We start from the raw sequence: 14,613 nt of genomic DNA on the forward strand, positions 1-14,613 counted from the left end.
TTATGAAATGAGGGAGATAAATGGAAAGCTGGTTATTTTTATTACTTATTTTAGCAGTAGGTCTGATTGCTAAAAATACTTCATTAATTATTGCAACAGCTGCAGTGCTAGCGTTAAAGGCAGTGCCACAAGCATCAAAGCTTTTTCCAATGATCCAGTCTAAAGGGATAAATTGGGGTGTAACAATTATTACAGTGGCGATTTTAATTCCAATTGCAACAGAGCAAATTGGTTTTAAAGAGCTATTATCTGCTTTTAAATCACCAGTTGGATGGGTTGCGATTATCTGTGGTGTAGGTGTGTCTTTACTATCTAGTAGAGGTGTTGGGTTGTTAGCAGGTAGTCCAGAAGTGACTGTTGCATTGGTTTTTGGCACAATTTTAGGTGTCGTATTATTAAAGGGAGTAGCAGCAGGACCTGTAATTGCTGCTGGGATGACTTATTGTATCATGGAGCTATTTTCATTTGCGATGAAGTAAGAATAGGACTTCATTAAATATTAAAAGCTACTTAGATATTTCAGCGTAAAATGAATAATTCTTTTCACAAGAATGTTTCTGCGCTATAATGATGGAAGTGAGAAAAAAGCGGAGGTAAGATGATGAACGAGTCTTTAGGACAGGTAATAACAGGTAAAGTAATTGATCAAAATGAGAAATCATTTTTTATACAAAAGGATGGTGTCACTTATCGACTAGATAAAACACCTACAATGTCCACTTATGAAATGGGCGATGAAGTAGAAGGATTTGCGTATGTTGGTATGAATAAAGACTTTATGCTTACACAGGATATTCCAGCTGTTCAAGTTGGCCGCTATTCATGGGGGATTGTGACAGAATCTAGAAAAGATTTAGGGGTATTTGTGAACATTGGTTTACCAAAAGAAATTGTGGTTTCTTTAGATGATTTACCAACTGTGAAGCAATTATGGCCTAAAAAAGGAGATAAGCTCATGGTGGCTATTCGTGTAGATAGCAAAGACCGGATGTGGGGCACCTTAGCGGATGAAGAAATGTTTCATTCACTTGCAAGAAAAGGGGATGAAACCTTAAAAAATCAAAATATTTCTGGGGTTGCTTTTCGTTTAAAATTAATTGGTACCTATATTTTAACAGAAGACTATATGCTAGGCTTTATTCATCCTTCTGAACGCAAAGATGAACCAAGATTAGGAGAATTAGTTAATGGTCGCGTGATTGGTGTCAGACCAGATGGTATCCTCAATGTATCTCTTATGCCAAGAGCATTTGAAGCGATTGATGATGATGCAGCGATGCTTTTAGCAATCTTAGAGCGAACTAGAACTGGGAGTTTTCCTTATACAGATAAAAGTGATCCTGATGAAATTCGTGAACGCTTTGGGATTAGCAAAGGCCAATTTAAGCGCGCTTTAGGGAATTTAATGAAGCAACGGATGATTGTTCAAGAAGATGGAGAAACCAAACTTGTCGTAAAACAAGATGAGGGATAAAAGAACTCCTTGCATTTTTTTAGAGATAGGAATAAACTGAACTTAAGTCAAAGTATCAGATGAGAATAATTTAAAGGAGGATATCAGATGAATGCTACATCTCCTTTAGCAGGTATAAAAGAACAGTTACACACAGCGGGGTATAAATTAACGCCACAACGTGAAGCAACCGTTTTAGTTTTAGTCGAAAATGAAAAAGAACATTTGAGTGCTGAAGAAATTTATATGTGCGTAAAAGAAAAAAGTCCAGAAATTGGCTTAGCAACTGTTTATCGAACATTAGAATTGCTAACAGAATTACATGTTGTCAATAAAATTACCTTTAATGATGGTTTAGCAAGATATGATGTCATTAAAGAAGGCGGCGGACATTTCCATCACCACTTATTATGTACATCTTGTGGGAATATTGAAGAAGTCCAAGAAGATTTATTAGAGGAAGTTGAACAAAAGATCGAAAATCAATTTCAATTTTTAATCCAAGACCATCGCTTAACTTTTCATGGCTTGTGTAAGGATTGTCAAAAAAAAGCAAACTAACAATTTAAAGGAGCTCCCGATACATTGCTATCGTAGTTCCTTTTTATTTTTGAATCAGATGAAAGGGTGTGCAAAAAATGAAGGATGAGATACAAGATTATTTACATTTTTTATCCATTGAACGTGGCTTATCTAAGAATACCATTGAAAGCTATCAGCGTGATTTATTGCACTACCTGGCTTTTTTAGAAGAAAACCAGATTGATCATTGGGACAAGGTGGATCGTTATTTAGTCCTGAACTTTTTGCAACAACTAAAAGAAGAAGGAAAATCAACTGGCACCATTACTAGACATATTTCAAGCTTACGTAAATTACATCAATATTTATGCCAAGAAAGAAAAGCAGCAACTGATCCAATGCAATTTATTGATACACCTAAAAAAGAACAAACACTACCAAAGGTTCTTTCAATGAAAGAGGTTGAAACACTCATTGAATCCTCTAATACAGGGGATGATTTAGGTTTGCGTGACCGTGCGATGATTGAAGTAATGTATGCAACTGGTTTGCGAGTATCTGAAGTGATTAACCTAAAAATGACGGATCTTCATTTGGAATTAGGACTGTTACAAACACTTGGTAAAGGTGATAAAGAACGAATTGTTCCTTTAGGAGATACAGCGATTCATTGGATTGAAAAATATTTAAACTTATCTAGAACCCATCTTGAAAAAAGTGGCAAGCCTTCTCCTTATTTATTTTTAAACCATCATGGTAGAGGCTTAACCAGACAAGGTGTTTGGAAGCTGATTAAAAAAATGGTCAAGGAAGCTGGGATTGAAAAGGAAGTCACACCACATACCTTGCGTCATTCCTTTGCCACGCATTTACTCGAAAACGGTGCAGACTTAAGAATCGTTCAAGAGCTATTAGGACATTCGGATATTAGCACCACACAAATTTATACCCATATTACCAAGCAACGCATGACAACTGTATACAAAACCTATCATCCTAGAGCTTAGAATAGCTTTATTGATGAAAAGTTTATATAATAGAAGTGGACAATAAAAGAGGAGTGGATGAAGATGACATTTAACCGTATACATTTAATCGTGATGGATTCTGTAGGAATTGGTGAAGCAGCAGATGCCGCAAAATTTGGAGATGTTGGGAGCCATACACTAGGTCATATTGCTGAAGAAGTTGGTTTACATGTACCTCATATGGAAGCTCTAGGTTTAGGGGATATTGAACCTTTAAAAGGTGTGAAAGCGATTCAGCCTGAAAAAGGCTATGAAACAAAATTAGAAGAAGTCTCAGTCGGAAAAGATACCATGACAGGTCATTGGGAAATGATGGGCTTAAATATTCAAACCCCATTTAGAGTCTTTCCAAATGGCTTTCCAGATGCACTCCTAGAACAAATAGAAGCATTTTCTGGTCGTAAAATTGTTGGGAATAAACCAGCAAGTGGCACAGGAATTATTGATGAATACGGTGAACATCAAATGGAGACAGGCGATTTGATTATTTATACTTCTGCTGATCCAGTATTACAAATTGCGGCTCATGAGGAAATCATTCCTTTGGAAGAGCTTTATCGTATTTGCCAGTATGTTAGAGATATTACGAAAGATGATCCATATATGATTGGTCGAATTATTGCACGTCCATATTTAGGAACACCAGGTAACTTTACAAGAACAAGTAACCGTCATGATTATGCTTTAGACCCTTTTGGTAAAACCGTTTTAAATCATCTAAAAGATGGTGGAAAAGATGTGATTGCTATTGGTAAAATCAATGATATTTATAATGGTGAAGGCCCAACAGAAGCGATTCGTACGAAGAGCAATATGGATGGTGTTGATCAATTATTAAACGTGATGAAAAAAGATTTTAATGGCTTAAGCTTCTTAAACTTAGTTGATTTTGATGCACTATTTGGTCATCGTCGTGATGTTGCTGGTTATGGAAAGGCAATTGATGATTTTGATGCACGATTACCTGAAATCTTTGCTGCAATGCAGGAAGATGATTTACTACTCATTACAGCTGATCACGGAAATGACCCTACTTTCCCAGGAACAGATCATACAAGAGAATATGTGCCTTTACTTGCTTATTCACCAAAAATGACAGCGGGTGGCAAACTACCTCAAGGTCATTTTGCAGATATTGGTGCAACCATTGCAGATAATTTCAAAGTAGCAGATACAGGATTTGGCCAAAGCTTTTTAAGTTTATTAAAATAAGAACAGTTAAAGGAGAATAACATGACTACGTTACAAGAAAAAATTCAATTAGCGACAACATTTTTGCAAAATAAAGGTGTCAAGGATGTTGAGTTTGGTTTGATTTTAGGCTCAGGACTTGGTGAATTAGGAGATGAAGTGGAGGATGCGATTGCGATTCCTTATGCTGAGATTCCTCATTTCCCTGTGTCAACAGTTGAAGGGCATGCTGGACAATTGGTGTATGGTAAATTATCAGGCCGTCCAGTCTTAGCGATGCAAGGACGCTTTCATTATTATGAAGGCTATTCTTTAGAAGATGTGACTTTTCCAGTGCGAGTGATGAAAGCCATTGGTTGTCATTCAGTCATTGTTACAAATGCTGCCGGTGGTGTGAATGAAGCCTTTACACCAGGGGACTTGATGCTGATTACAGATCAAATCAATTATACTGGTGTTAATCCATTGATTGGACCAAATGATGCAGCTATGGGACCGCGTTTTGCTGATATGAGTCATGCCTATGATCTTGATTATTTAACAACAGCTAGAGAAGTGGCTGTTTCATTAAACCTTGCTTTAAAAGAAGGTGTTTATATGGGCTTTTCAGGACCAACTTATGAGACGCCAGCGGAAATTAAAATGGTGCGTCTAGTTGGTGGCGATGCAGTTGGAATGTCAACTGTACCAGAAGTGATTGTTGCTAATCATGCTGGCTTAAAAGTCTTAGGTATTTCATGTATTACCAACTTAGCAGCTGGCATGCAAGCCAATTTAAATCATGCGGAAGTAGTGGAAACAACGCAACGTGTGAAAGAAACCTTTAAAACTTATTTGAAAGAAACGATTAAAGCTTTGTAAGCGATGAATATTAAAGAAAGGGAACCACTATTTTACTAGAGGTTCTCTTTTTACTTATTAAATGTTAAAATGGGTGCAATATGACATGTATAGGTGGGAGAATGATGTTAAAAAGAATCACTCGGACAACGGTAAATGATTTAGGATGTTTGGCCTCATAATTTATTCCAATTCTATTTAGCTAAATGAGCTTGTTGATTTAGCTTTTAAATCAGGAGGAGTTAAGTTTGAAGAAAAACATCCGTAAAAATAGACCATCTTTATTATTATTGATTGTGCTTGTTGGATTCCCACAAATTAGTGAATCTATGTTTACCCCATCATTGCCAAATATTGGGCATTACTATGAAGTGAGTAGTGGTGCAGCACAATTGACGATGAGTATCTACTTTGTTTCTTTTGCTTTAGGCGTCTTTTTTTGGGGGCTTATTTCAGATTTTATTGGACGAAGAAAGGCTATGCTATATGGCTTAGTTGTTTATAGTCTGGGGAGTTTTATGTGTTTGGTAGCCTTTAATTTTGAGTGGTTACTGGCTGCACGCTTTATTCAAGCTTTTGGTGCGAGCGCTGGCTCGATTATAAGTCAGACAATGATGCGAGAGAGCTTTGAGGGAAGTGAGCGTGCCAAACTATTTAGTAAAATTAGTGCAGTTTTAGCCTTCTCACCTGCGATTGGTCCTTTTATTGGTGGGATTGTGCAGGAATACTCAGAATTTAAAATGGTCTTTATCATTTTACTTTTAATGGGTTTTGCAATTTGGTTTTATGGATTTCTAAAATTGCCAGAAACTTTAGTCGTGAGTGAACGCAAACGACAATCAATGTTAGTTACAACCATTGCATTATTGGAAAATAGAAAAGCGTTGATTTATGGTCTGTTGATAGGTGGCATCAATGGCATGCTATTTAGTTATCATGCTGAAGCGCCTTATCTTTTTATTGAGCATTTCAAAATGAGACCTTCTTATTTTGGCTTACTAGGAATCGTGATTGCACTCTCAAGTATTTTAGGTTCGTTGATTTCTAATCATTTACTTCGCAAAAAATCTCCTGATAGTATTATCCCAATTGGTTTAATTGTCACAATTGTTGGGAGTAGTTTGCTGCTTTTGATTAGTCGTATGACAGGTTTTGATCAGGATACACAGATGTTTTTCTTAGTTTGTTGTATTTTTCTTGTTTTTGTTGGAACAGGCATTACTTTACCTAACTGCTTAAGTCAGGGGCTTGCTGATTTTCAGTCTGTGATTGGGACTGCTGGAGGTATTTTTAGTCTAGGTTATTATTTAGTTGTGAGCTTATTAACTTATGGGATGAGTAGTCTGCATAATGGTAGCTTGTGGATGATGCCACTTTATTTCTTAGGTATTAGCTGTGTGATGTTTATGCTAGATTTCTTATTTGTTCACAGAAAGTAGTCGATTACAAAACAATGAGGCGGCTCATTGTTTTGTTTTTTTTTACTAAAAAAATTGCTCAACATAGTCGATTATGTTACATTTGTAATGACTGATTTTAGATTAGAGGAAGATTGGAGGCATTTTAAATGAATCATGATTTCTTGGTAGGTACAATGAAGATAAATACAGCGCATCATCTTGAAATAGGTGGAATAGATACGGTTACTTTAACCAAAGAATATGGGACACCATTATTTGTTTATGATGTGTTCCAAATAAAACAACAATGTCAAACTTTTATCCAGGCTTTTAAAGAATTGGGGGTCACTGCTCAAGTAGCCTATGCAAGTAAAGCTTTTTCTTGTCTAGCGATTTATCAATTAATGGCCAAAGAAGGGATGTCTTTGGATGTCGTTTCAGGTGGAGAGCTATACACTGCGATTCAGGCTGGATTTCCTAAAGAACGCATTCATTTTCATGGGAATAATAAGACGGAAAAAGAAATTCTTGAAGCCCTAGATTATCAAATTGGTTGTTTTGTGGTAGATAATTTTGATGAATTAGCTTTGCTTAATCGTTTAACGACAGCAAGAAAACAGGTTGTAAATATTTTATTGCGTGTTACACCAGGTGTTGAGGCACATACCCATGACTATATTATAACTGGTCAGACAGATTCAAAATTTGGCTTTGATTTGTTAAATGGTCAAGGAGAGCAAGCTGTAAAATTAGCTATGGAGATGCCTTATATTCGACTAAAAGGTTTACACTCTCATATTGGCTCACAAATTTTTGAAACCGATGGCTTTGTGATGGCCATTGAAAAACTATTGATGCAAGCTGCTGAGTGGCAACAAACATTTGGCTTTTCTTTAGAGATTCTAAATGTTGGTGGTGGTTTTGGGATTCGTTATACAGAGGAAGATCAACCATTACCGCTAGCTCATTATATTCAGCAAATTGTGTCAACAGTCAAAGAAAAAACAAAACAGTTTGCTTTAAAGCTACCAGAAATTTGGATTGAGCCAGGACGTAGTGTGGTTGGAGATGCGGGCATTACCCTTTATGAAGTAGGGTCACAAAAGGAAGTACCTAATATTCGCAACTATCTAGCTGTTGATGGAGGTATGACTGATAATATTCGTCCAGCACTTTATGATGCTAAATATACAGGTGTTTTAGCAAACAGAGCAGATGAGACAGCAGAAGAAACCTATTCGATTGCAGGTAAATGCTGTGAATCAGGAGATATGCTAATCTGGGATTTACCTTTACCAAAAGCGCATTATCAAGATATCTTAGCGGTGTTTGCAACGGGAGCTTATGGCTATGCAATGGCCAATAATTATAATCGTATACCTAGACCAGCTGTTGTATTTGTAGAAAATGGCAAAAAACAGGTCGTTATCCAAAGGGAAAGTTATGAAAATCTGATACAATTAGATCAGCCATTAGCTGATTTCTACTAAAATTGGAGGTTTTAGTATGTTACGTCAATATCGAAGTGACTACGAAAAAATAACGATGGGATTACTTTCACTAATTCCAGATTTAAAAGATATTCACCGCTTACAAGAAGAAATGGATTGGTACCAAAAGGATCCAGCTACAAGACAATTGTTTGTTTGTGAATCAGATGAAGATCAACAAATGATTGGTGTTGTAGGCATCGAAATCAACCAAGATTTTATTTTATTGAGACATATTGCGATTAATCCGTCTTATCGTAATGAAGGACTGAGTCTGAAATTTATTGACTCATTAAATGAACGTTATCCAGATAAAAAAATGATGGGAACTTTAGATACAGCAGGAATTGTTACAAAGTGGGAGCAAGGAAAAAACTAAGAAAGTAGGTGTCATAAATGGCAGAAATTCATTTAAAAATGGACGCTTTTGAAGGTCCATTGGATTTGTTGCTTCATTTGATTCAAAAATTAGAACTAGATATTTATGACATTCCTGTTGCTGAAGTGACAGAGCAGTATATGGCTTATATTCATGCAATGAAGGAGCTACAATTAGATATTGCAAGTGATTATTTAGTCATGGCTGCCACTTTGCTTGCAATTAAAAGTAAAATGTTATTACCTAAACAAGAATTAGCCATTGATGAAGAGGATGAGGGCTATTTTGAAACAGGAGATGACCCAAGAGAAGCATTGGTTGAGCAATTACTAGAGTACCGCAAATACAAATATGCTGCAGATGAATTAAAAGAGAGAGAAGAAACAAGAAGCCAATATTATACGAAGGCTCCTGCTGACTTACATGAATGGCAACAAAATGTTCCTTTAAATCCATTACAATTAACCACATCAGATATTTTTCTAGCTTTCTCACAAATGCTGCATCGCAAAAAGCTAAATCAACCACTGCAAACTAAAATCGCATTACAAGAAGTAACAATTGAAGAAAAAATGGCAGATATTTTAGCGATTATTAGGAAAAAAAATGGTGAAAAGATTGATTTTCAGACATTTTTTGAAGTAGCAACCAAGTCAGAAATGGTCACGACTTTTTTAGCTGTACTTGAATTAATGAAAGCAAAATCCATTTGGATTGAACAGAAAGAAGTATTTGGAGAACTTTGGGTTTATGAAGGGGCCATGCATGTGGTAGAATAGTAGTAATGTCTGATGAGGAGCGTAGAAAGATGAATGAATTAGCAACAATTGAAACCTTGCTTTTTGTTGCAGGTGATGATGGCTTGTCTTTAAAACAAATTTCTAGCGTGTTAGAAATTACAACACAGCATGCTTATCAATTATTAATGACCCTCCAAAAGGAATATGAGTTAGCTCAAGACCGTGGTTTAATGATTATGGAAGTAGGAGATACCTATCAGTTAGCAACAAAAAAAGAATATGCAGAAATCATTAAGAAATTTGCTGTTTCGCCATTAACAACTAGTTTATCTCAAGCCTCATTAGAAACCTTGGCGATTATTGCCTATAAGCAACCCATTACCAGAATGGAAATTGATGAAATTAGAGGGGTTCAAACCACTGGAGCGCTACAAAAGATTTTAATGCGTGGCTTAATAGAAGAAAAAGGACGCGTTGATGGACCCGGACGTGCGATTTTATATGGTACAACAAAGTATTTTATGGACTATTTTGGCTTAAAAGATATGGCTGAGTTACCATCAATTGCTGAGATTGAATTACCAGAAGAAGAAATGACATCCGATTTATTTTATGATCGTTTTCAACAATTAGAAGAAGTTGAAGCAGTAGACGAGCAGGAAGAACCATCAGATGATATCAATTTATTTAATATAGAGGAATAGGTGTAGCAATGGAAAGATTACAGAAAGTTTTAGCCCACGCAGGAATCGCTTCAAGAAGAAAAGCAGAAGAATTAATTGCAACAGGACATGTGAAAGTCAATGGTAAAAAAGTCACAGAAATGGGTTGCCAAGTAGAACACTCAGATCAAATTGAAGTAGATGGGGTACCGATTTACCGAGAAGAGCCTGTTTATTTCTTATTTTATAAACCAAGAGGTGTGATTTCAGCGGTTTCAGATGATAAGGATCGTAAAGTGGTAACAGACTTTTTCCCACACATTAAACAACGCATTTATCCAGTTGGTCGTTTAGATTATGATACAACAGGATTATTATTGTTAACGAATGATGGGGAATTAGCCCAATTATTAATGCATCCAAAACATCAAATTGAAAAAACATATGTGGCTAAAATTAAAGGGATGCTCATCCCACCAGAAATTAGAAAGCTAGAACGCGGCATAATGATTGAAGATCGAAAAACAGCACCAGCTAAAGTGACTATCATTTCAACTGATCGCGTAAAAGACAATTCAATTGTACAATTAACGATTCATGAAGGTCGCAATCATCAAGTGAAAAAAATGTTCCAAGCCGTACAACATCCTGTTCAAAAACTCAAACGTGAAACATATGGCTTCTTAACATTACAAGGCTTAACACCGGGGGAATGGCGTGAACTTGTTCCTCATGAGGTGAAAAAATTACGTCATATGGCCATGGAAAAATGAGGCTGAGACAAAAGTCGTTAAGGCTTGAGAAATTGGAGTAAAAGACGAAGAATTGTCATGCCTCTTAGGATGTTAATCCTTAGAGACATGATACAAATCGAACTCAGTTCGACTTTGTTCCTTGTTAAATGTTTTGTGAACCAAGTAGGTATCAATCAGCATCTGTTCACTACGTTTACAGTGATTCTTGACAATTGCAGACCGAGCCTGACTTTTGGCCACCGTTTATGGAAGTAATATATGTGGTTGGGATGAAACTTTTGAGTTTTGTCTCAACTAGCCATGTAAGATTAGGAGAGAAAAAGAATGGAAAATCGCCACCAAAATATTTTAGTTGTAGACGATGAGGATAGAATCCGTCGTTTACTTAAAATGTATTTAGAAAGAGAAGACTATAACATTTTTGAAGCAGATAATGGAGAAGATGCTCTAGAGATGCTTTTAGAGGGCAATTATGATTTAGTTTTATTAGACTTAATGATTCCTAAAATGGATGGCATCGAAGTTGCAAGAAAATTAAGAGAAGTGAAAGATACACCCATTATCATGTTAACAGCAAAAGGCGAGGAAGCGAATCGCGTTTTAGGCTTTGAAGTAGGGGCAGATGATTATATTGTGAAGCCATTTAGCCCAAGAGAAGTTTTACTTCGTGTGAAAGCACTATTAAGACGCTATGAAGCTGCTAAACCAGTTGTAGAAGTAAATGAGCATGTTATTGAGTTCCCTTATTTAAAAATTGATAATGATGCACATCGCATTTTAGTTGAAGGAAAAGAGATTGGTTTAACGCCTAAAGAATATGATTTACTCCTTTATTTAGCACAAACACCAAGTAAAATTTATGGACGTGAACAGTTGCTGCGTGAAGTTTGGAAATATGAATTTTTTGGAGATTTAAGAACTGTTGATACACACATTAAACGTTTAAGAGAAAAATTGGCACAGGCCTCTGAAAATGCTGCGAAATTAATCGTCACAGTTTGGGGACTTGGATACAAATTTGAACCAGACTTCGAGGAGAAAGTGAAGCCAAATGAGACTAAGAATAACTAGCGTTGTTTTGAAAATATGGTTAGCGACAATTTTAGTTGTCGCTTTTTGTTTAACTGTCACATCTTTAATTTTTTTAGATGTCTATAAAAATTATGCTTATACAAAAGGAATGAATGAATTTGATCATACGGTCACAGTCATTAATGATTTGTTAGAAGATGATCCTATCGAGGTTGCAGAGCATAAAGAGGTCTTTAATTTGTTGGATACAAGAATGGTTGCACTGGTTCAATTTGATGGTGAAAACTATTCTTTAAGAAATAAAACCGGTCCTCAAATTAGTGACAAAACGATTCGCGCTTTGACCAAATTAGAGGGTGTCAGAGAAGCAATCAATGCGACTGATACAAATCAAATAACAGATACTTATCAATATAAAAGTGATAGTAGTAAGCATATTAACAAAGAAGAATTTGTGATTACAGTTCATCATTTTAGTTATGAAGGAAAAAAAGGTCTTGTAATCTATGCTTTTTCTATGCTCTCTTATCAAGAGGCCTTAGCTGAATTAAGAGAATTAATTATTCTGCTTGTGGTTATTATGGTTATTATTTCCTTTATTTATATGTTCTTTTTACATTTATATCTTGGAAAGCCATTAAATGATATGACGAATATTGCCTTTGAATATGCCAAAAATGATTTTACACATCGAGCACCTGTAACTTCTAGAGATGAAATGTCTCAGCTAGCACTGGCGATGAATAAAATGGGAAAATCACTCGAAACAATTGGGACCATGACTAGACAAGAAAAAGAGCTCTTAACAAATATTTTATCTACTATGGTAACAGGTGTGATTGTCTTTAATAATGATGGGACAGTGTTACTAGCCAATCCAGCAGGAGAGCACTTCTTGCAAAAATGGATTGCAGTCAGCCACCGTTTAAATGGTGACTCCTTACCAGAAGAAATGTCCATTGCTATTCAGCAAATTGTCGCCTATACAGAACGCAAAGAATTGAATTGTCTTTAGATGAAACCTATTTCCAACTTGTTTTTGATCCTTTGTTTAATGACGATTTAAAAACGGTACGTGGCATTGTTTGCTCCATTCGTGATATGACCGATGAACGTCGTTTAGATACCATGAGAGTTGACTTCATTAGTAATATTTCCCATGAATTACGGACACCGCTTATGATGATTCAGGGGTATAGTGAAGCCATTCTTGATGATATTGCACAAACGCAAGAAGAGAAACATGAAATGGCGGAAATTATTATTGAAGAATCAAATCGTATGAGTCGTTTAGTCAATCAAATGCTTGACTTATCTAGAATGGAAGCAGGCTTTATTGATTTAAACTATCGTGAAGTTCAAATGGGAGACTTTTTAAAGAAAATTGTGTACCATTTCCAAAATATGGCACAAGAAAAAAATGTGATATTAGAATTAGAAGTTGAAACGCCGGATCTTGTTTATGTACTAGATAATGATAAGATTCAACAAGTTTTAATTAATTTAATCAATAATGCGTTACGTCATACTGAGGAAGCTCAGCGTGAAGATGGCTTGGTCACATTAATCCAATATATTGAAGACAATCAATTGGTCTTAGAAGTTCGAGATAATGGGACAGGGATTGCTAAATCAGATATTCCTTATTTATTTGAGCGTTTCTTTAAAGCAGATCGTTCAAGAACTTCAAAAGAAAGTGTTGGGACAGGAATTGGCTTATCGATTGTGAAAAGTATTGTTGAAGCCCATCAGGGACATATTGAAGTGCAGAGTGACCCAATGAAATATACACGCTTTATTGTTTATTTACCTTATGAGTAAAAAGTAGTTTCTTATCTAGATATTGTGAATGGTTGAGCAGTTATCCTTGCTATTTTTGCCTATTCATTCTATACTAGATGAGAAATAAAAAAATATTTGATTCGTCTTCAGGGCAGGGTGTAATTCCCGACCGGTGGTATAGTCCACGACCTCGTCTATTTCTTGAAATAAACGGGCTGAACTGGTTAAATTCCAGTACCGACAGTATAGTCTGGATAAGAGAAGATGGTGCTTATTTGTGTATGCATAAGTTCCGTTTCGTTTTCTGAAGAAAATGAGGCGGAGCTTTTTTATTTCAATATAAGTACCGGAATCACAGGAGATGAATCCTTTTAGGAGGATTTAAAGATGAAAAAGTTTCAAACGAAAAAGATTGTAGGAATCGCAATGCTTGCTGCACTAGGGTATGTATTGATGATAGTCGGCTTTCCCATTCCATTTTTACCAACTTATATGAAGGTGGATTTTAGTGATATTCCAGCTTTATTGGGGATGTTTCTATATGGACCTTGGGCTGGTGTAGGGATTGCTTTGATTAGAAATTTATTGCATTTTATTACATCAGGAGATATCACAGGTATCCCTATCGGTGAATTTGCTAACTTTATTTCTTGTCTCGCTTATATCCTACCGATTTATTGGTTTATGAAGCAGTCAACTTCAATGAAACGAATGATTGGTGCTGGGATTTTAGGCACACTTTCTTTAACCATTGTGATGTCAGTCTTAAACTGGTTTGTATTGACACCTTTATATGCTCATGTACTTGGTATGAATTTTGGACCAATTCAAACCGTTGTTTTATTAGGGGTTTTACCATTTAATTTGCTTAAAGGTATCTTAGTCAGTGGTGTCTTTGCCATTGTTTATGTGAAAATGGCTAGCTGGATTGAGCATGCGAGATTAAAAACAAGTTAAATAAGTCGTATCTTTATGAGATAAATAAAAAAGAACCTGCTTTATTGCGTCATTTTCCAAAAGTTTCATTTTGGGTTGGACGACAATTAAGGTTCTTTTTTTCTTTCTTTATTTAAAATTGAATGCTATATTAATGAGTAAATGGCACAGCTTGTTTTAGGATGGCATGAGTTGGACAAGCAAGATAAGCTTGCATCAAGGCTGCTTCATTTTCTGCTGAAACGTGGTGTTGCTCTTGCTTTACAAAGGCGATTCCCTCTTCATCATAATCAAATATCGCGGGTGCTTTGGTTTGACATAAGCCACAAGCAATACATAAATCTTGATTTACTTTGCTATACAATCTACTTCACTCCATTTCACTTGTTGAACTGGCATTATT

General features: G+C 35.9%; 17 protein-coding genes and 1 riboswitch. Of the genes, 16 read left to right on the top strand and 1 reads right to left on the bottom strand.

The window, feature by feature from the left end; translation table 11 throughout:
- Positions 1–20: 20 nt before the first annotated feature.
- The 16 genes from BMW29_RS03920 to BMW29_RS03995 all read left to right on the top strand — a co-directional run bounded on the left by BMW29_RS03920 (position 21) and on the right by BMW29_RS03995 (position 14,231).
- Positions 21–479, top strand: coding sequence for a DUF441 domain-containing protein (locus BMW29_RS03920; RefSeq protein WP_092650546.1), 459 nt, complete (start codon positions 21–23; stop codon positions 477–479).
- A gap of 122 nt (positions 480–601) precedes the next feature.
- Positions 602–1,474 carry a CvfB family protein gene (locus BMW29_RS03925; protein ID WP_092650548.1) on the top strand — a complete coding sequence of 291 codons (873 nt, stop codon included), beginning with the start codon at positions 602–604 and terminating at the stop codon, positions 1,472–1,474.
- Between the two features lie 87 nt (positions 1,475–1,561).
- Positions 1,562–2,014 (top strand): ferric iron uptake transcriptional regulator, encoded by a 453-nt coding sequence (gene fur / locus BMW29_RS03930; RefSeq protein ID WP_092650550.1) that lies wholly within the window; start codon positions 1,562–1,564, stop codon positions 2,012–2,014.
- Between the two features lie 77 nt (positions 2,015–2,091).
- Positions 2,092–2,982, top strand: coding sequence for a site-specific tyrosine recombinase XerD (xerD, locus tag BMW29_RS03935; protein WP_092650552.1), 891 nt, complete (start codon positions 2,092–2,094; stop codon positions 2,980–2,982).
- 63 nt (positions 2,983–3,045) lie between these two features.
- On the top strand, positions 3,046–4,215 hold the full coding sequence (gene deoB, locus BMW29_RS03940; RefSeq protein ID WP_092650554.1) for a phosphopentomutase: 1,170 nt from the start codon (positions 3,046–3,048) through the stop codon (positions 4,213–4,215).
- Positions 4,216–4,236: 21 nt separating this feature from the next.
- Complete coding sequence (locus BMW29_RS03945; RefSeq protein ID WP_092650556.1) at positions 4,237–5,055, top strand: purine-nucleoside phosphorylase; 819 nt, start codon at positions 4,237–4,239, stop codon at positions 5,053–5,055.
- Between the two features lie 227 nt (positions 5,056–5,282).
- On the top strand, positions 5,283–6,473 hold the full coding sequence (locus BMW29_RS03950) for a multidrug effflux MFS transporter (protein WP_092650558.1): 1,191 nt from the start codon (positions 5,283–5,285) through the stop codon (positions 6,471–6,473).
- A gap of 128 nt (positions 6,474–6,601) precedes the next feature.
- Positions 6,602–7,924, top strand: a complete 1,323-nt coding sequence (gene lysA / locus BMW29_RS03955) for a diaminopimelate decarboxylase (RefSeq protein WP_092650560.1) — start codon at positions 6,602–6,604, stop codon at positions 7,922–7,924.
- 16 nt (positions 7,925–7,940) lie between these two features.
- On the top strand, positions 7,941–8,303 hold the full coding sequence (locus tag BMW29_RS03960; RefSeq protein ID WP_092650562.1) for a GNAT family N-acetyltransferase: 363 nt from the start codon (positions 7,941–7,943) through the stop codon (positions 8,301–8,303).
- A 17-nt stretch (positions 8,304–8,320) separates the two neighbouring features.
- Complete coding sequence (locus BMW29_RS03965) at positions 8,321–9,082, top strand: segregation/condensation protein A (RefSeq protein ID WP_092650564.1); 762 nt, start codon at positions 8,321–8,323, stop codon at positions 9,080–9,082.
- A 29-nt stretch (positions 9,083–9,111) separates the two neighbouring features.
- Complete coding sequence (gene scpB / locus BMW29_RS03970; protein ID WP_092650566.1) at positions 9,112–9,747, top strand: SMC-Scp complex subunit ScpB; 636 nt, start codon at positions 9,112–9,114, stop codon at positions 9,745–9,747.
- A gap of 8 nt (positions 9,748–9,755) precedes the next feature.
- Positions 9,756–10,478: a pseudouridine synthase gene (locus tag BMW29_RS03975; RefSeq protein WP_092650568.1), complete on the top strand. Its 723-nt coding sequence runs from the start codon at positions 9,756–9,758 to the stop codon at positions 10,476–10,478.
- Positions 10,479–10,784: 306 nt separating this feature from the next.
- On the top strand, positions 10,785–11,531 hold the full coding sequence (locus BMW29_RS03980) for a response regulator transcription factor (protein ID WP_092650570.1): 747 nt from the start codon (positions 10,785–10,787) through the stop codon (positions 11,529–11,531).
- Positions 11,512–12,507 (top strand): HAMP domain-containing protein, encoded by a 996-nt coding sequence (locus tag BMW29_RS03985; RefSeq protein WP_092650572.1) that lies wholly within the window; start codon positions 11,512–11,514, stop codon positions 12,505–12,507. The genes BMW29_RS03980 and BMW29_RS03985 overlap by 20 nt, the downstream gene beginning before the upstream one ends.
- On the top strand, positions 12,498–13,313 hold the full coding sequence (locus BMW29_RS03990; protein WP_092650574.1) for a sensor histidine kinase: 816 nt from the start codon (positions 12,498–12,500) through the stop codon (positions 13,311–13,313). The genes BMW29_RS03985 and BMW29_RS03990 overlap by 10 nt, the downstream gene beginning before the upstream one ends.
- Positions 13,314–13,412: 99 nt before the next feature.
- A riboswitch (FMN riboswitch) is annotated at positions 13,413–13,544 on the top strand.
- A gap of 117 nt (positions 13,545–13,661) precedes the next feature.
- Entirely contained in the window at positions 13,662–14,231 is a 570-nt protein-coding gene (locus BMW29_RS03995; RefSeq protein ID WP_092650576.1) for an ECF transporter S component, read from the top strand.
- Between the two features lie 130 nt (positions 14,232–14,361).
- On the opposite strand, the gene BMW29_RS04000 is transcribed toward BMW29_RS03995, so the two are convergent.
- The gene (locus tag BMW29_RS04000; protein ID WP_092650578.1) at positions 14,362–14,574 is read right to left on the bottom strand and encodes a ferredoxin; all 213 of its coding nucleotides are present in this window, start codon (positions 14,572–14,574) and stop codon (positions 14,362–14,364) included.
- Positions 14,575–14,613: the final 39 nt, after the last annotated feature.

Source organism: Isobaculum melis, assembly GCF_900111355.1.
Taxonomy (GTDB): Bacteria; Bacillota; Bacilli; order Lactobacillales; family Carnobacteriaceae; genus Isobaculum; species Isobaculum melis.